The 24,086-nt window shown below is 43.8% G+C and carries 21 protein-coding genes; 16 read left to right on the top strand and 5 right to left on the bottom strand.

Translation table 11 applies throughout. The features are described 5' to 3' along the window. Window positions 1-46 precede the first annotated feature (46 nt). Window positions 47-1,219, top strand: coding sequence for a pyridoxal phosphate-dependent aminotransferase (locus BAU14_RS10980; protein ID WP_161900152.1), 1,173 nt, complete (start codon window positions 47-49; stop codon window positions 1,217-1,219). A 378-nt stretch (window positions 1,220-1,597) separates the two neighbouring features. Here BAU14_RS10980 and BAU14_RS10975 read toward each other — a convergent pair whose 3' ends face one another. Next, window positions 1,598-1,801, bottom strand: coding sequence for a hypothetical protein (locus BAU14_RS10975; RefSeq protein ID WP_202622213.1), 204 nt, complete (start codon window positions 1,799-1,801; stop codon window positions 1,598-1,600). Between the two features lie 171 nt (window positions 1,802-1,972). Here BAU14_RS10975 and BAU14_RS10970 point away from each other — a divergent pair, with 171 nt between their 5' ends. The 6 genes from BAU14_RS10970 (at window position 1,973) to BAU14_RS10950 (ending at window position 8,376) form a co-directional block, all read left to right on the top strand. Further along, window positions 1,973-2,659, top strand: a complete 687-nt coding sequence (locus BAU14_RS10970; protein ID WP_161900151.1) for a response regulator transcription factor — start codon at window positions 1,973-1,975, stop codon at window positions 2,657-2,659. Further along, window positions 2,659-3,642, top strand: coding sequence for a sensor histidine kinase (locus BAU14_RS10965; protein WP_161900150.1), 984 nt, complete (start codon window positions 2,659-2,661; stop codon window positions 3,640-3,642). Before BAU14_RS10970 ends, BAU14_RS10965 begins: the two co-directional genes overlap by 1 nt. A 378-nt stretch (window positions 3,643-4,020) precedes the next feature. Beyond that, a complete protein-coding gene (locus BAU14_RS10960) occupies window positions 4,021-4,791 on the top strand; it encodes an ABC transporter ATP-binding protein (protein ID WP_161900149.1) in 771 nt (256 codons plus the stop codon). Then, on the top strand, window positions 4,766-6,847 hold the full coding sequence (locus tag BAU14_RS10955; protein WP_161900148.1) for an ABC transporter permease: 2,082 nt from the start codon (window positions 4,766-4,768) through the stop codon (window positions 6,845-6,847). Before BAU14_RS10960 ends, BAU14_RS10955 begins: the two co-directional genes overlap by 26 nt. A 56-nt stretch (window positions 6,848-6,903) precedes the next feature. Continuing rightward, window positions 6,904-7,038, top strand: a complete 135-nt coding sequence (locus BAU14_RS14445; RefSeq protein ID WP_272927991.1) for a hypothetical protein — start codon at window positions 6,904-6,906, stop codon at window positions 7,036-7,038. Between the two features lie 456 nt (window positions 7,039-7,494). After that, entirely contained in the window at window positions 7,495-8,376 is an 882-nt protein-coding gene (locus BAU14_RS10950) for a phosphate ABC transporter substrate-binding protein PstS family protein (RefSeq protein WP_420022090.1), read from the top strand. A gap of 379 nt (window positions 8,377-8,755) precedes the next feature. Here the strand turns inward: BAU14_RS10950 and BAU14_RS10945 are convergent, their stop codons facing one another. The 3 genes from BAU14_RS10945 to BAU14_RS10935 all read right to left on the bottom strand — a co-directional run bounded on the left by BAU14_RS10945 (window position 8,756) and on the right by BAU14_RS10935 (window position 12,197). Continuing rightward, window positions 8,756-9,400, bottom strand: a complete 645-nt coding sequence (locus tag BAU14_RS10945; RefSeq protein ID WP_161900147.1) for an SDR family oxidoreductase — start codon at window positions 9,398-9,400, stop codon at window positions 8,756-8,758. A gap of 308 nt (window positions 9,401-9,708) precedes the next feature. After that, window positions 9,709-11,457, bottom strand: a complete 1,749-nt coding sequence (locus BAU14_RS10940; protein ID WP_161900146.1) for a sensor histidine kinase — start codon at window positions 11,455-11,457, stop codon at window positions 9,709-9,711. A gap of 2 nt (window positions 11,458-11,459) precedes the next feature. Further along, window positions 11,460-12,197, bottom strand: coding sequence for a response regulator transcription factor (locus BAU14_RS10935; protein WP_161900145.1), 738 nt, complete (start codon window positions 12,195-12,197; stop codon window positions 11,460-11,462). Window positions 12,198-12,435: 238 nt separating this feature from the next. On the opposite strand from BAU14_RS10935, the gene BAU14_RS10930 reads away from it, so the two are divergent. From BAU14_RS10930 to BAU14_RS10890, 9 genes are all read left to right on the top strand, one after another. Then, the gene (locus BAU14_RS10930) at window positions 12,436-12,900 is read left to right on the top strand and encodes a DUF523 domain-containing protein (protein ID WP_161900144.1); all 465 of its coding nucleotides are present in this window, start codon (window positions 12,436-12,438) and stop codon (window positions 12,898-12,900) included. A 55-nt stretch (window positions 12,901-12,955) separates the two neighbouring features. Continuing rightward, window positions 12,956-13,294, top strand: coding sequence for a putative DNA-binding protein (locus tag BAU14_RS10925; protein WP_161900143.1), 339 nt, complete (start codon window positions 12,956-12,958; stop codon window positions 13,292-13,294). A gap of 15 nt (window positions 13,295-13,309) precedes the next feature. Beyond that, complete coding sequence (ffh, locus tag BAU14_RS10920) at window positions 13,310-14,722, top strand: signal recognition particle protein (RefSeq protein WP_161900142.1); 1,413 nt, start codon at window positions 13,310-13,312, stop codon at window positions 14,720-14,722. Between the two features lie 392 nt (window positions 14,723-15,114). Continuing rightward, complete coding sequence (locus tag BAU14_RS10915; RefSeq protein WP_161900141.1) at window positions 15,115-18,594, top strand: SpaA isopeptide-forming pilin-related protein; 3,480 nt, start codon at window positions 15,115-15,117, stop codon at window positions 18,592-18,594. A gap of 566 nt (window positions 18,595-19,160) precedes the next feature. Continuing rightward, window positions 19,161-19,430: a DUF3923 family protein gene (locus BAU14_RS10910; RefSeq protein WP_161900140.1), complete on the top strand. Its 270-nt coding sequence runs from the start codon at window positions 19,161-19,163 to the stop codon at window positions 19,428-19,430. A 25-nt stretch (window positions 19,431-19,455) separates the two neighbouring features. After that, on the top strand, window positions 19,456-20,073 hold the full coding sequence (locus BAU14_RS10905) for a Type 1 glutamine amidotransferase-like domain-containing protein (protein ID WP_161900139.1): 618 nt from the start codon (window positions 19,456-19,458) through the stop codon (window positions 20,071-20,073). Between the two features lie 324 nt (window positions 20,074-20,397). Beyond that, entirely contained in the window at window positions 20,398-21,918 is a 1,521-nt protein-coding gene (locus BAU14_RS10900; protein ID WP_161900138.1) for an Lsa family ABC-F type ribosomal protection protein, read from the top strand. Next, window positions 21,918-22,463, top strand: coding sequence for a GNAT family N-acetyltransferase (locus tag BAU14_RS10895; protein ID WP_161900137.1), 546 nt, complete (start codon window positions 21,918-21,920; stop codon window positions 22,461-22,463). The genes BAU14_RS10900 and BAU14_RS10895 overlap by 1 nt, the downstream gene beginning before the upstream one ends. Next, a complete protein-coding gene (locus BAU14_RS10890; RefSeq protein WP_202622212.1) occupies window positions 22,460-22,978 on the top strand; it encodes a GNAT family N-acetyltransferase in 519 nt (172 codons plus the stop codon). The genes BAU14_RS10895 and BAU14_RS10890 overlap by 4 nt, the downstream gene beginning before the upstream one ends. Window positions 22,979-23,238: 260 nt before the next feature. Here BAU14_RS10890 and BAU14_RS10885 read toward each other — a convergent pair whose 3' ends face one another. After that, complete coding sequence (locus tag BAU14_RS10885) at window positions 23,239-24,042, bottom strand: HAD-IIB family hydrolase (RefSeq protein ID WP_161900136.1); 804 nt, start codon at window positions 24,040-24,042, stop codon at window positions 23,239-23,241. Window positions 24,043-24,086: the final 44 nt, after the last annotated feature.

Raw genomic sequence — 24,086 nt, 5'->3', positions numbered from 1 at the left:
AGAGTGCCATTGGCGGCAAAACAGATTTTTTGAGAGGAGTTTTTCGATGACGAATATGAATGAACGTTTTAATAAGCAAGTCTATAAAATTGCGGTATCACTCATCCGACAATTTGATGAGCGTGTTTCCGGGATTGAAGGTATGTTGAAACTGACTTTGGGAGAGCCGGATTTCAATACGCCGGAGCATGTCAAAGAAGCTGGGCGTCAGGCGATTACCGACAATTTTAGTCATTATAGTGGCATGGCAGGCTTGACAGATGTTCGGGAAGCAGCTGCTTTTTTCATGAAGGAAAAATATGGTTTGACCTTTGATCCTCAAAAAGAAGTATTGGTGACCGTAGGGGCAACAGAAGCCATCTCTGCTTCATTGCTGGCAATGCTGGAAGCTGGCGACAAGGTGCTATTACCGGCACCAATTTATCCAGGCTATGAGCCGGTAATCACTCTGGCAGGCGCAAAACCAGTCTATATTGATACGACTGACAACGGGTTTGTATTGTCACCAGAGCGCTTGGAAGCTGCCTTGCAAGAACATGGCGAGCAGGTCAAAGCAGTTATTTTGAATTACCCCAGCAATCCTACAGGGGTAACTTATAACCGGCAGCAAGTGCAAGCAATCGCTGATGTTTTGCGAAACTATCCGGTATTTGTCATCAGTGATGAAGTGTACAGTGAGTTGAGTTACGATCAGACCCATGTCTCCATCGCAGAATTCTTGCCGGAACAAACAGTGATGATCAATGGCTTATCCAAATCCCACGCCATGACCGGCTGGCGGATTGGCTTTATTTTTGCGCCGGAACAGCTGACTGCTGAGATTATCAAAGTCCACCAATATCTGGTTACTGCTGCTTCAACAATTTCACAAAAAGCCGCGGTTCGTGCTTTGGTGGAGGGCTTGTATGATGCAGATGTGATGAAGGAAGAATACCGGCAACGTCGCGATTTTGTCTACGGAGAAATGACACAGATGGGCTTTACGGTAGCCAAACCATCAGGCGCTTTTTACATCTTTGCCAAGATTCCAGAAGGCTTCAGCCAAGATTCGATGGCCTTTTGCATTGATTTGGCAGAAAAGAATAAATTGGCTGTTATTCCGGGAATCGCTTTTGGTCCGGAGGCAGAAGGCTATGTCCGTATCAGCTATGCAGCTGGCATGGAAACACTACAAGAAGCAATGAAGCGACTATCAGACTATCTGAATCGCCAACAATAGTCAGCAGCCTTTTTTTGGTAGCTTGAAGAAGTGAAAGCGCGGTTAAACAGGCGGCAGCTATGACAGCGTCGCAAATTGGCTGTGTACTGAGGGCAGAAATCACGCCGCCAAGTAACCGCTTTTTCATGATTTACAGCAGCTGCAGTATTGGAAAATGGTCGATTATTGAACTATTTTCATTCTGCCAGAATCGTGTTCTCGCTATGTTTTCACAGCTTATGAAACAATTTTGCTGTTATTTACGGAACTTATCCACAAAGGCGTATTTAGTAATCCATGCCTGTTTGTGCGCCTAAAAAAACCGAACCAAACGCATATTCCAACAACTGGGAAAGAATGTGCGGCTGATTCGGCTTTTTTTATGGTAGAAAACTTATTTTACTTATTCAAATAGGCGAATAAGCCAGCGATGGTTTTGTCACTGAGTTCGATTTCTTTTCCGTCCACCAAAGCTTTGGTCACGCGGTAATTGTCTTGCAAGTCAGGGACTTCTTTGTATTGGGCTGCGACAAAGTCACTGGCCTTGTCATAAGTTGCCACTGTTTCTTCGTCACCGATGGGAATGTAATGGATCTCTAACATAATCATGACCTTCTTTCTTTTTGATAGTCTCAGTATACGACTTTTTTTCGGATAAGGGTTGCCGGAGCACTTGCTGGATTGTGGGTTACCATCGTAGGTTAAGTTTGATAGAATTGAAGGGGACGTGGGGTTCATACAGGAGCAAAAATGTAGAGAAACGGGGCACAGTAAATGAAAATTTTTTTGATTGAAGACGATGCCGCCTTAGCCAAAGTGGTCAAAGAGGCGATTGCGAAATATGGCTTTACCGTCACTGCTGCCCAAGATTTTGCAGACTTGACAAAAGAGTTCGCCCAATTATTACCGGATTTGGTGCTGATGGATATTAATCTGCCCTATTTTGACGGGTTTTACTGGACTAGGGAATTGCGGAAACTTTCCAATGTCCCAATCGTTTTTTTGTCCGCCCGAGATCATCCCATGGATCAGGTGATGGCGATGGAATATGGTGGGGATGATTATTTAGTGAAACCTTTTGCCAATGAAGTACTGATTGCCAAAATTAAAAGCCACTTGCGACGAGCCTATGGTGAATATTCTGTTGCCGGTGAACGGATCTTCAGCTATCGAGAGCTGCAATATTTTCCGGAGCGCTTTGAGATTCGTTATGGTCAAAAGCGTGAACTTCTAACCAAAAAAGAAGGGGAATTGATGGAGCTGTTGATCCAAAACGCGCCTACGATTGTGAAGCGAGAAACGTTTTTGATGAAATTATGGGACGATGAACGCTTTGTCGATGACAATACGTTGTCGGTAAACATGGGCAGGTTGCGAAAAAAGCTTGAAGATATGGGACTTGTAGGTAAAATTCACACGTTGCGAGGGCAAGGGTATCAGCTGGACTGGGGGGAAGAGTGATGAGGCTGTATTGGAAAACTCATCGATTGCAGTTTCTGCTGGTTTTTGGTGTTCAGCTGTTCATAGTTTTGATTTTAGGATTGGCAAAATGGGAGAATTGGCATCTATTAAGTTATTTGCTTTTTTTAGGATTGGTGCTTTTAAGCGGCTGCTTTTTCATTGACTATCTGCGAAAACGCCACTGGTACGATTTTCTATCCGGAAAGACCCGCACGATTTTGCCCGGAGATACCGATAGTGAGAGCCAAATTATCAGCTACAAAGTAAATGGACTATTGCAGCAACAAGAAGACCAGCTGATGCAAAGTACCCGTGCCCGGGAGCAGCAGATTACTTTTATGAATTTGTGGACCCACCAGATGAAGACGCCCATCAGTGTATTGGAAATGATGGCACAAGAAAACAAAATGGATTCCGTAGAGGTTTTGAAAGAAACCCAGCGACTGAAAAGTGGCTTGAATTTGGCTTTGAACGAAGCGCGCTTGAGCGATGGCTTTGGTGGGGACTTTGTTTTGCAACAACTCTCCTTAGCAACAATCGTCAACAAAACTGTGAACCAGCAGAAGAATTTCTTTATACAGCATCAAGTATTCCCTGAAGTCAGAATCCAGCCAGGTCTGCAAGTGATTTCTGATGAAAAGTGGCTGCAGTTTTTGATTGAGCAGCTGTTGATCAACAGTATCAAATACTCACTGCCACAAAAAAGCGTTTTGCTAGAAGGCGCGGTTTATGATGGCAGTGTTGTTTTGCGGATTATAGATCGCGGAATCGGTATTCCCGCGGGGGATCTGCCCCGGGTCAAAAGGCCTTTTTTTACTGGAGAAAATGGTCGTAAGCAAGGGGAAGCCACCGGAATGGGGCTCTATTTAGCAGATCAAGTCGCTTCTGAATTGGGTATTGATTTTGAAATCACTTCTGAGGTGGGAATTGGAACAACAGTGACATTGGTGTTTCCTGACAGGATAGTAGACGCCGCTGACTAAAACACAAATTATATAGCGCAAAGATTGCAGCTATTAGTCGAAAGATTCCTCAAAGAATTGTCGACTTCCTTGTTAGAAGTTCGCAACATGAGGCATGTTTTTCGGCTTTTTTATCGTCAAAAAATTCCCCTTTGGCTAGTTTTAATAAAAGCGCAGCTGTTTATAACTGGATGTGAAAGGCTGACTGGCTCTTTTACCAGTTGTCTTACGAAATTGTAAGAATTTCGTCAACTTAACAAATAGGTAAAAAGGCTGTCCCTTGATAGACTGGAGTCAAAGAAGAACTCATCAACCAACAGGATAGTGATTGCTCAGTTTCCTATTATCAACTAGAGAAATTCAATAGTTCTCAACAGTAAACTCAAGGAGGAAAGCGCCATGGCATTATTAGAAATCAAGCAGTTGGTGAAAAACTATGACGGCGAAGTTACCGTCGAAGTCTTACGAGGAATCGATTTAAAGATTCAAAAAGGGGAGTTTGTTGCCATTATGGGACCATCAGGTAGTGGCAAGACGACCTTATTGAATTGTGTCGCGACCCTCGATCAACCAACATCTGGCAGTATTGTATTGGAAGGAGAAAATCCTCATCAGTACAACAAGAATCGTTTGGCAGATTTTCGCCGAACCAAGTTGGGCTTTGTCTTTCAGAATTATAACTTGTTGGCGCCGCTAACGGTGATTGAAAACATCGTGTTGCCCTTGACATTGGATCGGGAAAAGCCCGCTGTAATGATGAAAGAAGCCGAGCGTTTGATGGGGGAATTGGGGATCGCCCACCTGAGAAACAAGCGAATTTATCAGCTTTCCGGTGGGGAGGCACAGCGAGTGTCCATCTGTCGGGCACTGATTCATGACCCTAGTCTGATTTTGGCGGACGAGCCCACGGGAAATTTGGATTCCAAATCAGCCAATTCCGTGATGGAGCTCTTGACGACTATGAATAAAGAACGTCAAGTAACGACATTGATGGTAACTCACGATGCTTTTTCGGCAAGTTTTTGTAATCGAGTTATTTTTATCAAAGATGGCCGCTTTTATAATGAAATCTATTTAGGCGATGACCGAGAAGAATTTTATCAAAAAATATTGACTGTTTTGAGTCACTTGGGAGGGCGGTCTCATGAGCTTCTTCAAGCTGATTATTAATAACGTTCTCCGTTCTGCTCGTACCTATGGCAGCTATTTTTTGGCTAGTACGTTCTCGGTCTTCGTCTTTTTCACATTTGCCATGCTTACTTTCCATCCGCAAATGGCCAACGGAATTAACGGCTCCAGTGATAACGTAAGTCAACTGGCTAATCTGGGAATGGCTGCTAGTCAGGTGTTAATCGTTTTGCTGTCTATTGTGTTTTTGTGGTATTCCTTTTGGACATTTGTGAAAGCCCGCAAACGAGATTTAGGCATTTATTTGATGTTGGGAATGAAGCCTAAAGACTTGCGGAAAATTCTCTTTGGCGAAAATATGCTGCTGGGTGTCGCCTCCATATTTACTGGTGTCAGTTTGGGAGTCTTATTCACCAAAGTTATTTTGATCGTCATTCAGAATTTGCTGGGGATTACAACGGGCTTGGCTTTTTATTTTCCTGCAAAAGGGATTCTGCTGACGATTAGCATTTTTCTTCTGCTGTATTTATTCATTAGTACGGTGATGACCTTTCGCATTGAGACTGAAAATCTTAACCAACTGGGAAAAAGCGATGAAACTCCGCAACCATTGCCGAAAACCCATCCTGTATTGGTGGTTCTGGCCTTTGTTGCTTTGGTAGCCGGCTACGGATCATTGTGGGCGTTTGTCCACAATATTAACGGCTATGCACTGACTTGGATTTTAGCTTGTGTTTTGCTGACGGTTTTTGCGACCTTCTTATTCTTTCATCAAGTGGTGGTCTATTTTTATAAATGGGCACAACACCGAGGTTCTTACTGGCAGGGGGAAAAGCTGCTGGGAATTGCAGAAGGCATTTATAAAGCCAAGGAAAATGCTACCATGTATGCGCTGATTGCCTGTACCGCTTCTGTCGCCTTGGTAGGAATCAGTGTAACCAGTGCGTTAGGCAGTTCTGAGACCGGTAGTCGCAATTCGGTTTCGGCAGCTTATGTTTTGGATGATTCTGTAGATAACGACGGGGATGGTCAAGCTTCTTTGGAAATGGGAGAAAAAATCGTTGATACTATCAAACAGGCGGGACACGAGGTGGTCTATGAAATCGCGGATACTTACCCGACCCAGTATTTTCCAAAAGGAATTGATGAAGAAGACGGTACTTATATGATTTACGCCATGAAAGCCAGTGATTACAATCGGGTAGCAAAAGCGCTGGGAGGACAAGAACTGCATCCGGCAGTCGATGAGTTGATTTCACCAGCTTCCAGTGCAGCGGAACAGACAGAAATCAAGAACAAATCTGCTGCTGAGCGTCAGGAATCCATGACAATTCTGACCCGTGGCAACCAGAAAAAGCAGCTCACAGTTACCCAGGTACCGACCCGCTTTCGAATTGCCACCATGTATCGCTTTTTGGTAGCACCTGACGAATTGGTGGCTGACTTTGCAGTTCCAGAGGAGTATTACGGGAAGACAAGGTTCCAGATTATCGATTTCAAGGAATGGCAATCAGATGAAGAAGTCAATCAAAAGATTTTGACCCTGTTAAACGAGCGCCAAGAGCAATTTACGTCTAGAATGCAGGAAATAGAAAGTGATGATACGCTTTCGACAAAAGCACGAGAAGCAGCCTATGAAAAGAATTTTTCAGAAAACTATATCAGCTATCAGTCTCGTTTCGAAGTGTGGCAAAGACAGCGGCAGGACAACGGCTTAATTTTGATGATTGGTGTTTTGTTGGGTGGCGTTTTCTTTATCTTTACCGCTTCAATTATGTATTTCCGCTTGTTTGGTGATCTGGACAAAGAAGGTCGGTACCATCGTAGTCTGTATCAAATCGGTCTTCAACCTAAGCAACGCCATCAAATTGTGACTAAGCAGATGATGGGGATGTTCTTTATTCCAATGATCGTGGCTACCTTGCATTCAGCAGTTGCCTACTGGGGAATTGTCCAATTGGCTTCTTTGAGTATTTGGCATTACTTTTTCATCATCATTGCCTGCTATGTCGCTTTGATGGCTGTCTTATTTTTGATCTGTCGTTGGCGTTATCTTGTCCACTTGGACAATCGCGCGGAAAATCCGCAAGCCTTTTAACAAGAAGCACTTCCTTTATGCTATGATTGACGCAACATAAAATAGGGGGGATTACGATGTTCATCGGTATGAATTTGTTGGTCAATTTGATGTTTTTTGCACTGGGATTTGTGATTCTTTATTGGGTCATCCGTCTGGCGGTGCGAGATGCTTTGAAGGATGTGGAAGGACAGAAAAATTCGTTGAAGTAAAGCACGCAGGTCAAAGGACTGGCGGCTGGAAAACGGTCTATTCTATGAAAATAGCTATTAGAAAATAGCTGTGATTTTCCTTCGTGAAAGGAACAGGTCTTATCATACGTACAAAGGGTCGACACCATTTGGCATGTGTGACAAATAATAGACAAGTAACTTCCGGTTCTTTAATGGAAGTTACTTGTCTGTTTACTGTGTCTCACGTTTTGAGTATTTTACTACTGGACAATTTACGAAATCTTTACAGGGCTTTATCCAAACTTTACATACTTTTGGCGATAGTTTTACATCCTGTTGCTAAACTGGGTTTGTAAGTTAAAGCGTACCACTGATACAGGTGCAGCCATATTTTTACAATCTGGCAAGGAGCGTAAAAGGCAAATGGGAAATGGTTGCCGCGTCATCACAGGTACTCGTTACAAAAAAGGAGAGAGCAAAGTGAAATTGAAAAAAATGGGTATGATCGTACTGGCCGCAGGATTGTTATTAGCCGGTTGTGGCAACAATGAAAGTAAAGCAGATACCAAAACCGGGGATACCGCTAGCAAGGGTGGCAAAGTGGAAATCTTAGCAGTTGGCTCAACAGCCTTACAGCCGCTGGTAGATGCTGCTCGCGAATCATTTGAACAAGAAAATACCAATTATCAAATCACCGTGCAAGGTGGTGGCAGCGGTACAGGGCTTTCACAAGTAGCTTCTGGTGCGGTACAGATTGGCAACTCGGATGTCTTTGCCGAAGAAAAAGAAGGGGTACCGGCGGCTGAATTAGTCGATCATAAAGTGGCTGTAGTAGGAATGGCACCGGTAGTCAACAAAGAAGCTGGCGTCAAAGAGTTGACCAAACAGCAGTTGGTAGCTATCTTCACCGACAAGGTTAAAAATTGGAAAGAAGTCGGCGGCAAGGATCAAGAAATCGCCGTCATCAATCGAGCATCCGGCAGTGGTACCCGTGCGACTTTCGAAAAGTGGGCATTAGACGGAGCGGAATCTGTTCAATCACAGGAGCAGGATTCTTCAGGAACCGTGAAAAAAATTGTTGCAGAAACACCAGGGGCCATCAGTTATTTGGCATTGTCTTACTTGGATGATTCTCTTCAAAGCTTGTCGATTGATGGTGTGGCACCGACTGCAGAAAATATCGCCACCAATGATTGGAAAATCTGGTCTTATGAACACATGTATACCAAAGGCGAGCCAAGCGGTGATGTGAAGAAATTCTTAGATTACATGCTGGAAGATACGGTCCAAACAGGGCCTGTAAAAGATCTGGGCTACTTGTCGATTAAAGAAATGAAAGTTGAACGCGCAGCAGATGGCCAGGTCAAAAATCTTTAAGCTGCCATTGAAGACGCTGTGATAATAGTTGAGTCACCGTCCTGTGAACTGAACAATACCAAACGTAAGACCCCAAAAGCCGACGATCTTCCATTGATTTTAATGGAAGATCGTCGGCTTTTCATTGCTAAAAATTTCAAAGGCTGACTTTCCTTGACGTGTATGGTCATGTTCTTTCTTCGGACTAAGACATCAAGATGGTTATAAATCTTTCCCATCCGTATATTTTTTATTAATTGTGGTTAAAGATCCGCTATTTAGCACTTGGAAATCACGTAGGTCACATTTCCTTGCATGTGGCTCACCATTGGCAGTGCTGACTTCGCAGGAGGGTGACTAGATTTTATTCGTTGTTAAAAACTCAAGCGCTGATTATTGCTTAGCGATACCATTCCGGCTTGTCTCCAGCAGTGCCTGGTTTATCCACACCGAGGGAACTGCCGATGTGTAAAGCTGGGTCGGAAATGAGGTTTACAATCAAATCGGCAACACTTGCTCGTGAAACTTCAGTCCCTTTAAAGGGAGTACCTTTTTCTGTCAGCTCGTAATCAATTTCTTCTTTGTTGCTCAGCCAGGCTGGGCGAATGATTGTATAATCCAATCCCGATTCTTCAACAATCTTTGCCGCAGCAGCGTAAGTTTCCAGATAGCCGCCATCCAGCATCTGATGATTCCATTTCCCGTAGTTGCCAGGGACTTCATCATAAATTCCCAAAGTTGAAATCCAGATCAGGCGTTTGACACCTGCTTGTTTCATAGCAGTAGTTACGACTTTTGCTTCGGTTTCGATAGTATCTCCTGCCAGATTGGCGTAGACGATGTCGCTTCCTGGTAAAACTTTTGCCAGGTCAGCAGGATTATCGGCACTTCCTTCGATGACGGTTGTTTGCGTCTTTGCGCTGTGCTCCATGCGAGAAGCGTGACGTAAAAATAAGGTCTGCTCTAGGTTTGGCACTTCTTTGGTTAGACGAGCCTCCACGATCTGGGCGATTTTTCCGTGAGCACCTAAAATTAAAATTTTCATGACAACTTCCTCCTTGTGATGAGACGAATGTTCATCTTCCTACGCATTGGTTATACAACTGAGAAGGTAGAAAATGAAACCATTTGACTTCAAAAATAAGAAGTCTGCGACAAACTCTGCCTTCTGTCGTCTTTCACTCATTCAAGAGTACGAAGCGCCATATGAATATAGCTAGTGGAAATTTGGCACTTCTTTGCCAGCTGATAAGACCAAACAGCCGAAGCCTCTGTTGTGTCGACTAAACAAATAGTCGTCTACAAGGAGGCTTCGGCTGTTTCAGTTCATGGATAGGGAGCAATTGTCGCTACTTACTGGTGAGGCACATTTCGCGGCAAAAGGACAGTAAAGCGCGAACCCACACCGGGATGACTGTCTAATTTGACACTGCCGCCTAGAGATTCGGTGTAATCTTTTACGATTGCTAAGCCCAAACCAGTACCACCAGAATGACGGGCGCGAGCTTTATCAACACGATAAAAACGCTCAAAGATTCGTGCTTGGTCCTCTTGTTCAATCCCAATTCCCTGGTCCTGAACACTGAGCTTCAAGGCACCTGTCGGAGTTTCTTCCCAATGAAGAAGCACTTCGCTTTTTTGCGGAGAATACTGGATGGCATTTTCCACTAGGTTTTTGACAATGGGGTAAAACAATTCCCGACTGGTGTACCAGGTTTCTGGAGCGTCCCCTTCAAAGCGCAGCTGAACCTGTTTTTCCGCTAACAAATGCCGAAAACTTTCCTGCAGCTGTTCAAAGATCGTCGCTAACTTCAAGGGCTGCAGTTCATAGCTCGGCGGGTTATCGGTTTTAGACAATTGAATAATTTCTTTAATCAAACGCTCCAAACGCCGGGCATCCTGTTGCATGATTTGCAAAAATTCGCGGGTGGTGTCAGGGTCTGCCATTGCGCCATCCAGTAATGTCTCCGTGAAGCCAATTAGTGAAGTGACTGGCGTTTTTAGTTCGTGAGAAACATTGCCCACGAAGTCTTTCTGCATTTTTTCCAGTTGACGAATGCGAGTCAGATCATAAGAAATCCCCATCAACTGTTGCTGCTCGTTGAATAGACGCAAATTGATATCCAGTACTTTTTCTTCTGGTAACTTCAATTTCAGTTCTTCTTGTAGTACGGGCTGTTGCGGGCTTACTCTGTAAATCAGTTGAATCAAAGAAGGGTCCTTGATAATTGCCGCAAATTCTGAAGGCAGTTGCAGCTTTCCGTAAAGTCCCAATTGTTCTTTCATCGTAGGATTCATCATGATTAGCTGTTTTTGATCATCTAAAATAAAGACGCCAATCATCAATTCATTTAACAAGGTGTGCAACTGATTTTCAGTAGCTGTGTATGCTTGGTAGGTCTCAGTCAGCTGTTCACTGAGCTTGTTGATGGTTTGATACAACTCTTGCCATTGAGGCGAAGTCTGCATAATCAGTTCAGTCTTTTCCGGCTGAGCCACCATTTTTTTTAGGACAGGCAGGATTTTTTCAATTGGACGATTTTTCTGTCGTAAAAAATGCAAAATCAACAGTGTAATCAGTAGGCAGAGGACACTATAGACGACAAAGATAGAGCGGCGTACCCCGCCAGATGCGGCCATGAAGCCAGCCGTGGGTTCAGCGATACGGAGAATCTTGTCTAATTGGCCGTCTACTGTAATCGGGAGTGCCACATACAATAGTTCCTGATCCAACGTATCACTTTCTCGTAAGGAGACGCCCAGTTTGCCACCTTGCAATACCGTTTTGACTTCCGGTCGATCACTACGAGTGCCTTGCAGGGTTGGATCAAAGGTATCGTGAAGGATGTTTCCCTTCCCATCCAGAAGGGTCACTCGTTCACCAGAGGCCGTTACATAGTCTTCGCTGAGGTGGGCCAAGTCTTCTTGGCTGACAGGGGTTTTTGCCATTCGAATCAGCAGTTCCCCTTTTTTTTCCAGATAATCTTGTTGTTGACTTAAGACCTGTCGTTGGTAAAAACCGCCAATCAACTGCCAAGCACTAGCAAAGATCAGCAATAGGACTGTCAGCCAGGCCAAATATTCACCGTAGTGCTTTTTCATGTTCATAGACTCGCTTTCGGTTCTTGAAACTTGTAACCGAAGCCGCGAACCGTCACCAGGTATTCCGGATTTTTAGGATCCTTTTCAATCTTTTCCCGTAAATGTGACACATGGACATCCACGATTCGGCTCTGTCCGGCAAAATCGAAGTTCCAGATGCGATCTAAAAGGGTATCCCGATCAATTACCCGATCTTTGCGCTTCATGAAGTAGACCAACAATTCGAACTCTTTGGGGGTAAGGAAAATCGGCTCATCGGCTACCCGTACTTCGAAATTATCGAGATCCGCCGTGATGGCACCAATGGTTAGCTGTTCATTTTTTTCATCAATCATTTCTTTCTTATCGGCGTTGTCGCTTTCTGCAGCTTTTCGAGGTTGCAAACGGCGAAAAATGGCTTTCATCCGCGCAGAAACCTCTCGTGGACTGAACGGCTTGGTCAGGTAATCATCGGCCCCGATTTCAAGCCCTAAGATCCGATCGATGGTATCATCCTTTGCTGTCAGCAGCAGAATAGGTGTTTCGACTTTCTCCTGCCGCAGCTTTTTGGTAATCTCCATACCATCTAGGCCCGGCAGCATGATATCTAATATAATAAAATCAAAGTGATTGGTGAGAGCTAGCTGAAGACCGGTGGTTCCGTCGGTGGCACTAGTTACTTGATAGCCCTCTTTTTCCAAATTGAAGGTCAAAAGGGTCACGATTGAGGGTTCGTCGTCTACGATCAATACTTTTTTCATAATTGCTCCTTTAAAGATGTTCTTATGGGCGCAGCAACCGGTCATTACCGCCAGTAGTATAAAAGTACAAAGAGGTCAACAATGGCCGGAATTGTTTGCTTTCATTCTAGCATAGAATCCAGACTGCTACTATTTTAGCCGCTGAAAAAATGCTATAATGGCAACTGAAGTTTCGTGTTTTTGAAAGTATGTTGAAGGGTATCAATGTAGTAGACAATTCAGAAAAGGAGCCGATGCAATGATCGGAATCAGCGCCTGTCTTGGTGGAATCTGTTGTCGCTATGACGGTGGCACACAAAAAATCAGCGAGTTGGCCGCATTGGTGTCAGAGCAAAAAGCCCTGTTGATTTGTCCAGAGGTTTTAGGCGGCTTGTCCACCCCTCGCCAGCCGGCAGAGATTATTGGTGGGGACGGTTTTGCGGTCTGGCAGGGAACTGCTAAAGTCGTCGATACGGCGGGAAAGGATGTCACCGAAGCCTTCAAAGCTGGCGCCGTCAACGCACTCGCTCAGTTGCAAAAACTGGGAATCAATCGACTTATTTTAAAAGAACGCAGCCCTTCTTGCGGTAGTCAGATGATCTATGATGGGAGTTTTTCTGGAACCAAGATCACTGGTGTGGGTGTAGCCACCGCATTGTTTCAACAAAATGGGCTGCAAGTTTATTCAGAAGAAAATTGGCAGCAGGCTTTGACAGAAAGCTGAGACTTCCCAATGCACAGCGGCAAGTATCAAAGAATTCACTTAAGGAGTTGGCGCAATGGAAATTGAGAAAACCAACCGGATGAACGCGTTGTTTGAGTTTTACTCCACGCTCTTGACGGAAAAACAGATGAACTATATGGAACTGTATTACGCCGATGATTTTTCATTAGGTGAGATTGCGGAAGAATTTCAGGTGAGTCGGCAGGCGGTTTATGATAATATTAAAAGGACCGAAAAAATTCTGGAAGACTATGAGCGCAAGTTGCATCTCTTCTCAGATTACATCGTACGAGGAGAAGTCTTGGAGGAGCTGTCCAGCTATTTGCAAGAGCAGTATCCCAATGATGCGACCTTGACCAACTTTGTGGAAAAGATTCAGGAAATCGACGAATAAAGGAATGAACACACTATGGCATTTGAGAGTTTAACAGAACGTTTACAGTCGGCCATGAGCCGTTTACGTAAAAAAGGAAAAGTAAGTGAAGCTGACGTTAAGGAAATGATGCGGGAGATCCGCTTGGCATTGTTGGAAGCCGACGTCAATTTACAAGTAGTCAAAGAATTTACTAAAAATGTTCGGGAGCGGGCAGTCGGTTCGGAAGTATTGGACAGCTTGTCCCCTGCACAGCAGATTGTCAAAATCGTCAATGAAGAGCTGACCAAGACATTAGGGGAAGAAACAGTTCCGCTGAATAAATCACCGAAGATCCCGACAGTCATCATGATGGTGGGGCTGCAAGGGGCCGGGAAAACTACCTTTGCCGGGAAATTGGCTAATCAGCTAATCAAGACAGAAAATGCGCGTCCGCTCATGATTGCAGGAGACGTATATCGTCCGGCGGCCATTGACCAATTAAAAGTATTGGGCCAGCAACTGGATGTGCCCGTCTTTGATATGGGAACCGAGGTCAACCCGGTAGAAATCGTTCGCCAAGGGATGGCTTTGGCTCAAGAAAAGAAAAATGACTATGTCTTGATCGATACGGCAGGACGACTGCACATTGATGAAGCTTTGATGGATGAATTAAAGCAGATCAAAGAAATCGCTCAACCGGATGAAATCTTGTTGGTAGTTGATGCTATGACCGGTCAAGATGCGGTCAATGTAGCCGATAGCTTCAATCAGCAGTTGGGGATTACCGGGGTTGTCATCACCAAATTGGATGGTGATACCCGAGGCGGTGCGGCTCTGTCCATTCGTCAAGTCACCGGTGCGCCGATTAAATTTACCGGTACCGGCGAAAAACTCACCGATCTGGAAGTGTTCCACCCGGACCGGATGGCCAGCCGTATTTTGGGAATGGGGGACATGCTGACCCTGATCGAAAAAGCCCAACAAGAATACGATGAAAAGCAAGCGGAAGAACTGGCCCGCAAAATGAAGGAAAACTCTTTTGACTTCAATGACTTTATCGAACAGATGGATCAGGTTCAAAACATGGGCCCGCTGGAAGATTTGATCAAGATGATTCCGGGAATGAGTCAGATTCCAGGTATCGAGAATGTCAAAGTCGATCCGAAATTGCTGGCACGACAAAAAGCTATCGTGTTGTCCATGACCACAGCAGAGCGGGAAAATCCAGATCTGTTGAATCCAAGTCGTCGCCGACGGATTGCTGCCGGCTCAGGCAACTCAGTGGTGGATGTCAATCGTTTCATCAAGCAGTTCAAAGAAAGCCAAAAAATGATGCAGCAAATGTCTAAAGGGAGTATGCCAGCAGGAATGGATCAAATGTTTGGCACTGGTGTTAAAGGCAAGCTGGGTAAAATGGCCATGAACCGCATGGTGAAAAAGAACAAGAAAAAGAAAAAACGCAAATAAGCAAAGGCAGGGGCTGGGACAATAGTTGTGTCACTGTCCTGTGAACCGAACAATACCAAACGTGAGACGCAAGCAAAAGAGAAGTCACTTCCATTATTTTTAATGGAAGTGACTTCTTTTTTCATTGTTAAAAATTTCAAAATACTTTTTTATTAATTGTGGTTAAACATCCGCTGTTTAGCGCTTGGAAATTGCTTAGATCACATTCCCTTTGTTGTTAATGTAACAAATTTACGCTAGTCCAGCCTTGACTGCAATCTCTAATCTGGAGATGAAAAGATTCCACGGACAACCTGAAAATTGAAACGGAGTGGCAGCCATAGTTGGGCCGATTTCATTTGTTTGTAAGATCATTTTATTGATGATATGCTCGCTTTAAAGGGGGATTTATAATGAAGAAAATGATTCGAAAGTTAGGGAAAATTCTTTTTGCCGGAACACTTATCTTACCCATTTTCTTATCTGTTGTTTTTTCCAGTTCTGCGTGGGCTGCAGACGTCGGGTTAAAACTGGCCTTTGACCCGCTACCAACCAACGTAGCCGACCAAGGAAAACTAGTGATTTCTGCTACAGATCCTGAAGCGGTGACGGTTGAAGTAACACCTGCTACCGGATTTGATTTACAAAAAATGAAAGCTGAGGCGGGAACTGTAACTTATCAGTATCTAGCAAAGAAAGCCGGAAAATACACTGTGACAGCGATACAAAATGTCGCAGGTAAAAAAGAGACTAAGGCCGTGACTGTGACTATTGCAGCAGTTGCTTCTCTGACTACAGCAACAATAGAGTCGAAAATGTCTGCTGCTTCCACGACTAAAACTACTGGAACGGACACTAGCGGGACAACTTCGAGTGTGTCAACCACAGAAAGTACCGCCACTGAGACAAGTAAAGCTGTGGTGCCGCAAAGAGCTAGTAAAGCTGTCAAAGGAAATCCAGTGTTGGAGCTGCCGGCAGAAGACGACGACAAGCTGGGGAATCTTTGGGACTATAATGCGTATCTAACCGGGCAGCATTCTGCTAACCTTGCCGATACAGAAGGAGCGCTGGCTGTTAAAGGAGATAGTGTTTTTCCCGATGATTTGCAAACTTTTACTTACGGCGCTTCGTTTCGAGAAGTAAATACAACCATCGGGGACCCCATTAGAGATGACCAATACGTAAACGTCTTAATCGGTGGAAAAATTGACAACCGTGCCACTAATGACTGGGTAAAACCAGTAGTAGAAAACCGAACCACCAACGGAAAGACACAAGGTTGGTTAGTCGGGCGCATGAATATGAGTGATTGGATTTACAAAAATTTAGGCGAGTGGTTCTCTGCTATCGCCTATAAAGCAAGTGATAATCTCATTGATGGTGCTTTTGCCAAATTACAGGAACAAGAAGATCAAATGGTAAAAAAACTCGATTACTTGACCAGTGAATTAGGGGAAAAGGTTTATGATAAAGACGGCATCCAGCTATATGCCTCTACCAATGATCCAAAAGTGCTAGTGTTAAAGCTGGCCAATGAACAAGATCCTCTAGAAATCAAGACATTGCCGATTCCCGCAGAGTTTTTGCAAGGGGATCGCTACAAGCAGATTATCGTTAATTCCAATGCAACAAAAATCGTCATGAATGGTACTAGTATCGCCGGAGCTGTCCAACAGGATGCCGGTACTTATAGCCAATTGGCAAGCAAAGTTTCTTTTTACTTACCAAATGCGCAAAGTATCACCAACTATGTCGAAGATGACGGCAGCTATCCGGATACTTCATTACCTGGAATCAATGAAAATGGCGCCGATAATTACGGAAAAGACAATGGAAAAAACTATTACCATAGCTTTACCATTGGCAGTGTTATCGCACCACAGGCAACTGTTGTTTACCATTCAGGAAGCATTAATGGCTATGTTTTCGTTAAAAATCTCCACCAACGAGACGGCATGGAAATCCACAATTTCTACAATCCATGGCTACCAGAAATCGATCAAGAAAAAGATGGCGAAGTGCACTTGTACAAAGAAGACAGTGAGACAAAGGACGCATTGGCTGGTGCCGAATTCGGTATTCGTGCCAAGGGAGAAACCAACTTTATCGCCGTACAAGTAACGGATACTAAAGGGAATTTAACTTTTAGCGACCTTGATTATGGAGAGTATGAGATTATTGAAACGAAAGCGCCCACTGGCTACGAGTTATCCAGCGAAATCCATGAAGTAACGATTGATGCAGACGCTCCCTCCTTTAGTATAACCTTAGAAAATCAGCAAAAAGCAGTTGAAAAAGTGGCAATTACTATCCATAAAAGTGATGCCAATAGCCACAATGATTTAGCTGGTGCAGTTTTTGGTTTGCGGGGCTTACGAGAACACGAATTTGTCAAAGTAAAAACAGACGCAGAGGGCAATGCCCAATTTGCCGGGCTTGATGCGGGCTACTATGAGGTGGTCGAATTAGAAGCACCGGATGGCTACCAACTCGATCCCCATACTCAAATTATCTATGTAGGCGAGCAAGGAGAAAGAAAAGTTGTCGAAGTTACCAATCAACCACAGGAAACCAAAAAAGGAACGATCCAACTAACCAAAATTGATGGCGAAACTGGAGAACCCTTAGCCGGTGTGGAATTTGGCGTTAGAGAATTTGGTCAGCATGAATTTGTCACGAAAAAAACAGACAGCAATGGTATCGTCAAATTTTCTGATCTAAATGTCGGGGCTTTTTATACTGTCGCAGAATTAAAAACATTGGCAGGTTACGAGTTGACACCAAGACCCATAGTGGTGAAAGTCAGCGAAACTGGTCAAGATATCAATTTAGGAAATTGGAGCAATCAAAAAGGAGCAGTACAAAAAGGGGCACTGGAAATCGAAAAGACCGATCAAGACAGTGGTGCTGCCTTGAGTGGGGCCCTTTTTGGTCTACGTATGCTGGGACAAAAAGAATATATTGAAAAAGAAACCGACGCTGCAGGAAAAGTTCGTTTTGATGACCTGACTCAAGGCATTTATGAAGTTCGTGAATTGCAAGCGCCGGCTGGCTATAGTACCACTAATCTGGTGAAGAAAGTCAGCGTCGGTTACGATGAGGAAAAACCAGTAACCATAGAAAAGTGGGTCAATGTTAAAACAGCAACGCAACTGGGCAGTGGAAAGATTATTAAACTTGATGAAAACGGCGTACCTTTAGCAGGTGCCGAATTTGCTATTCGCAACGATCATGAACAAAAATTTATCCAAAAATCGGTAACAAACGATCAGGGAGAGGCCTATTTTGAAAACCTGCCATTTGGTAAATATGATGTTATTGAAACCAAAGCACCAAACGGCTACCAGCCTGATGGAAAGCTGTATCATTTGTATGTCAGCAACAAAGAAACTGATGAAGAAACCATAACTGTGATCAATCACAAGAAGACCACCGCCACGGGGCAAATCGCCCTTGAAAAAAGAGACAAAGACACAGGGAAAGTGATGGCCGGTGTTGTTTTCTCTTTGGAAAAAAGTGATGGTACTCAAATGGCTACTTACAAAACGGATAACAATGGTCGTATTTTTATAAAAGGACTTCCTTTTGGCAGCTATCGACTGATTGAGAAAGAGACATTACCTGAGTATCAGCTGGATCCAACACCTTTGGAATTTACCATCAAGAAAGCCAATGAGACACAGGTGCTGCAGCTGCACATGGTTAACGTTAAAAAAACGTCGTCATCTTCTTCAGATACGACTGAAAAAACAACCGGAAGAAACAGCGATTCTTCAACAAGCGATAAGCCCTATCCGAAAACCGGTGAAGGCTCCACATGGTATCTCTCACTTAGCGGTATCGGCTTTTTAGCAGCCGCTCTTTATCTTTTCTATCGTAAAAAGAACAATTAAGAGAAAAAAGAGGAAATGTGAAATAAGTAATTTCCAAGTGCTAAATAGCGGATGTTTAATCACAATTAATAAAAAGTATACGGATGAGGAAATTTTGTGACTACCTTGATGTCTTAGTTAGAAGAGAGAACATGATCATACGTGTAAAGAGAAGTGAATTAGGCTGACTTCCCTTGATGAAATCAAGGAAAGTCGGCCTTTGAAATTTTTAGCAATGAAAAGCCGAGTATCTTCCAATGATTTTAATGGAAGATACTCGGCTTTTGGGGGCTCCCGTTTGGTATTGTTCGGTTCGTAGGACGGTGACTCAACTATTGTCACATTTCCTTTTCCTGAAGAGAATCTGGATGCTTTTTGCAACGGTTATTTTCAGCTTGTGAAATCTAGAGATAATTCGCTGTACATTATACTTGTGAGGGTGATTGACCATTCTCTCCGAAAAATATTTTAGTAAAAACATCTCTATTTCGTAAAATGAGAAACTGATTGTAAAATGAATGTGCTATAATTTATTTATAAGAAAATGGCGGGCAATTTTGTATGCGCTTGCCAGTGGAGTGTTGATGATGAAATTCTGGCGATTAGCAAATATTTATTGGTGTGTACTGTTTTTGGCACTGGGATTTTTTGTAAGTGAATGGGACTTTGCCGAGACGGCCACAAGAAGCAGCCAAACTTCCCGAATGTTGGCCTATGCAGTGTTGGGAATCGGTGGGGTATTGATTTTGTTTATCCAACTGGCATGGCGCTATTATTTAGCGGGAAAAGAAAAAGACAAAGGCAAAGGCCAAAAACAAGCTAAAGCCCATTCGCTGAACCAAGGACCTAGCCACTAAGCTTTTATTAAAAGGGGTGGATACCATGCCGATACTGCTGACAGCAACGGGATTTTCTACGAAAGCTGTTGTCAACGTTTTTTTGGAGGAGTTAGCTATTCACCAAAGATATCCTGCCGAATTGAACGTGTGTATCGTGACAACGGCTGCTAAGGAGCGAGGTAATAATTGCTATGTCAAGAAGACAATAAATCAATTTTTGAAGATGGGCTTTTTGCGAGGGCAGGTCACCTTATTTGATTTTGCTAATGATCCGCTGGCAATATTATCAGGGGCGCAGGTAGTGTATTTGAATGGCGGCAATCCTTACGAGCTGTTGGCAGAAATTCGTAAAGCAAAAGGGGATTTTGCTTTTAGAAAATTGAAAGAGCAAGAGGCATTTTTAATTGGAACCAGTGCTGGAGCGATGGTATTAGGCCCGACTATTGCTGTTGTCGAGGAATTTACTCCGAAAATGAATCATCCACAATTGACAGATTTTACTGGTTTGAAATTAATAGATACAGCAGTCTTCCCCCATTACGATCGTGATGACCTTTTTGGCGATAATATCGAGAAACGTCTATCGAAGTTTGAAAAGGCCCATAACCTGCAACTATTTCGTTTGAAAGATGGCGAATATTGTCTGCTACCGTATCGATAAAGTTGGTGGATGGTGCTTGGGGGTTGTCAAATGTGTTGTTGCGTGCTAATCTGATTACAATAAATTCGAAATGAGGGATCTTCCGTTGAAAAACTGACCAATCTGTTGAAGCTGCATTAAGACTGAACACTTGTAAGATCAAGGACTCAGTGTGCAGATTTTCGGGATTGGCAGTGTTTTTACGGCAGGTCTTTTTTGCTTTTTTTGTGGGCAAAATAGTTGTGCCGGCCTTTCCTGAAAATAGGAAGGGCCTTTTTCGACGCTGGAATCGTCAAAAGGTCTCGTGGTGCATTAAAGAAGATACACGTTAAAAGAGGTGATACGATGTCGACGATTGAAATCAAACATCTGACATTTGGCTACGACAATCAAGGGCAAAATATTTTTGATGATGCACAATTAGTAATCCAGTCAGACTGGAAGCTGGGGTTGGTTGGACGTAATGGCCGGGGAAAAACCACGCTGCTGAATATCTTACAAGATAAACTGCCTTATAGCGGCACAATCCGCCATCAGCTGAGCTTCACTTATTTTCCCCAACCGGTAAAAAATAAGGCGCAGCTGACTTATTATCTGTTACAAGAGTTAGCGGATTTTGAGGATTGGCAGATTCAACGGGAACTGAATCTGTTAAAAGTAGATCCGGATATTTTGTGGCGAGAATTTGCGACACTATCCGGTGGGGAACAGACAAAGGTGCTGTTGGCGCTGTTATTTGTGGATGAGGTGAATTTCCCACTGATTGATGAGCCAACCAATCACTTGGACATTGAAGCTCGAAAACAAGTAGCCGATTATCTAAAGCAAAAAAAACAAGGATTTATTCTGGTGAGCCATGATCGGGGCTTTGTTGATGAGGTAGTGGATCATATCCTAGCCATTGAGAAGAGTCGTTTGCTGCTATATCAGGGGAACTTTTCGGTTTATGAAGATCAAAAGCAGCTGCGAGATCGCTTTGAACAGGACCAAAACCAAAAATTGAAAAAAGAAATTGGCCGTTTGAAACAGACAGCTGCGGATAAAGCGGAATGGTCCCGAGGTCGAGAGAAGGACAAATATGGCAAGGCGAATGTGAAAGGCAGCGGTGGAATTGGCGACACCGGTTTTATCGGTGCGCGAGCTGCTCGCGTGATGAAAAAAGCGAAGAATCTTGAGCGGCGGATGGAACATCAAATTTCAGAGAAAGAAGAGCTGCTGAAAGATATTGAATACATCGATCCACTAAAGATTAACTATCAACCTACCCACCATGACTTGTTGCTGAAAGTAACTGACCTGCAGCTTTCTTACGAGGAAAAGCCGTTGTTTGCACCGATTTCTTTTGAGTTATATCAAGGGCAGCGCTTAGCCATCCAAGGCGCAAATGGTTCCGGTAAATCTTCCATCATCCGCTGGCTTAGAGGAGAATTTACTGGAAAAGCTACTGGCGAAATCATAAGGCCTCAACAATTAGCAATCAGCTATGTCAGACAAAATTATGAGGACAACAGTGGCACGTTGCCAGAATTTGCTGAAAGCCATCAACTCAGCTATCAGGATTTGTTGAACAATTTGAAAAAGTTGGGTTTTGAACGAAGTGTGTTTCAAAATCGAATTCAGGAGATGAGTATGGGGCAACGAAAAAGAGTGGAGTTGGCTAAGTCGCTGGCAACTCCAGCGGAACTTTTCATCTGGGACGAACCATTAAATTATTTGGATATTTTTAATCAAGAACAGTTGGAAGAAATGATCAAAACGACACAGCCGACGATGCTACTTGTCGAGCATGATGAGGTGTTTTTAGAGCAGGTAGCGACAGAAGTTATCTATTTGAAAACTGCGGATGAATGTGAGGAGGACGTATGATGCAGGGAACAAAAATTGATCTCACCGAGTATCGGGAGGGAGACGGCAGTGATTTTGCAGTGTGGCAGTGGGATAAAAAGATGATGGCAGGAATCCCGGAAGACATCTTCCATCCTTTTCAAGAAAAAGACTGGGGGGCGATGTTTGAAGATACCCAGAGCAACAGTGACTTTAGTTTTGTGATCCGGCGTATTGAAGATAGCCAGGCGGTAGGATTTATCACATTGTCTGGTATAAAAGTCAAAAATCGCAACGGAGAGATTGGTCTGGCTATTTTAGATCCCACTAGTCGCCACAAGGGTTACGCCAAAGAGGCAATGACATTGCTCCTTGCTTTTGCTTTTGATCATATCGGATTGCACAAAGTTCGGCTGTCTGTCCATGGCTATAATGAAGAGGCGATTGCCCTTTATGAGAAACTGGGATTCATTTTGGAAGGAACAAATCGCGAGAGTATCTACCACGAAGGCAACTGGTATCCTCAGTATGATTATGGATTGCTACAAAAAGAATGGCGATTACTAAAGGGAGGCATGCAACTATGACACTGATTTTAGAAACTCCCCGCTTGCGCTTACGAAAGTGGCAACCCGGTGAAGAAGACTTGTTAGCAACATTTTTAGGGGACGACCAGGTGATGTATGCTTATGAAGGTGCCTTTAACGAAACGAAAATCGCTGAGTGGCTTCAATGGAATCTCCAGAGCTATGAGAAATATGGCTACGGACTTTGGGCAATTGAGCACAAAAGCGATGGTGCGGTAATCGGGGAGTGTGGCATCACCATGCAAACTGTAAAGGGACAAGAATTTCCGGAAATCGGCTACCATCTGATTTCCAGCGCTTGGCACCAAGGGTATATGACAGAAGCGGCTCAGGCTGTCAAAAAGTATGCATTTGAAACACTGCAGCTGCCAGAGGTGTGTTCGACAGTCCGTGATACGAATCTGGCCTCGATGAACGTTGCTATTAGAAATGGTATGACTATCCGGGATCGCTACGTCAAACACTATCGGGGCATCGAGATGCCTCATTACTTATTTGTTGCAAAACGAGTGTAAATGAATGATTTTCTAAAGCAGGCAGACAATCGTCTTATTGCTGTTTTATGAAAAAAACAACCGAATACAAGCTGCAAAAGACGGCCCTCTTCCAATAATTTTAATGGAAGATAGCCGTCTTTTCATGACTAAAAAACTTCAGATACGGAGTAAGACATAACGATTGCCTTATTTAAGATACTGAACTGTTGGCCGGTCACCATTTTGTTTTTGATTGTTTATCCGTTCCTACGGGAAAGTGGCAATTGTCCGCTTTTAGTTCAGTCTTGCAGTGACAAAATTTGTTCGATTGTTGTCAATACGGCGTTCTCTGCATTGCTACCGCAGATGTAGCGGGCGACAGCCTGAGTCTCGGGAAAACCATTACGCATGGCAAAGCTGAACTTGCCACAGGTCATCAATTCGAGGTCGTTGTAGCCGTCACCAAAAACCATCGTTTCTGCCGAGGTAACTCCTAGGATTTCTTGTAGTTTGGCAACCGTGGTTCCCTTATGAACCTGGTGATTTGTGATATCAATCCAGGCCGCTTCTGATGCAACGATGTAGGCCCGATCATCAAATTCCGCTAACTGTGGCCGAATTTCAAAAGCCCGCTCATAAGGATCAAAGAGTGTAATTTTGACAAAATCATCCGTAATTTCTTGATAGTCTTTGATTTCAGTCACATTGGTGTAGGAACCTCGAATTTTTTCTCGGCAGTTTTCTGGAGTGTCGGCAGCGATGTAAGCTGTCTGGTCTGTTCGCGCGATGATCCCGTAATCTTGATGCAAGGCGCGTAGCTTGGCGATGATGACCAGTGCCGTCTGATTGGAAAGAAGCGATTCATAGACAAACTGGCCGTTGTGCTTAATGCGGCTGGCGCTGTCACCTAAGATCCACAGATCATCTGAGCCAACGTTCGCAAACAGTTCTTCGACTCGTTCACTTTGCTTTCCTGTGCAAGGGGCAAATGCTACCTGCTGCTTTTGCATAAGTTCACGAACTTTTTGGTAATAGACTTCATCGAAACGACTGTCAGGATCCAAGAAGGTGCCATCCAAATCGGTTATGACTAATTTAATCATGTCTTGTCCTCGTTTTTTTCTTTTATTGTAACAGCCAATGCTGC

Source organism: Candidatus Enterococcus leclercqii (assembly GCF_009933135.1).
Lineage (GTDB): Bacteria > Bacillota > Bacilli > Lactobacillales > Enterococcaceae > Enterococcus_C > Enterococcus_C leclercqii.
The sequence above is the reverse complement of the archived record's forward strand: the minus strand, read 5'-3'. Positions and strand labels throughout refer to the sequence as shown.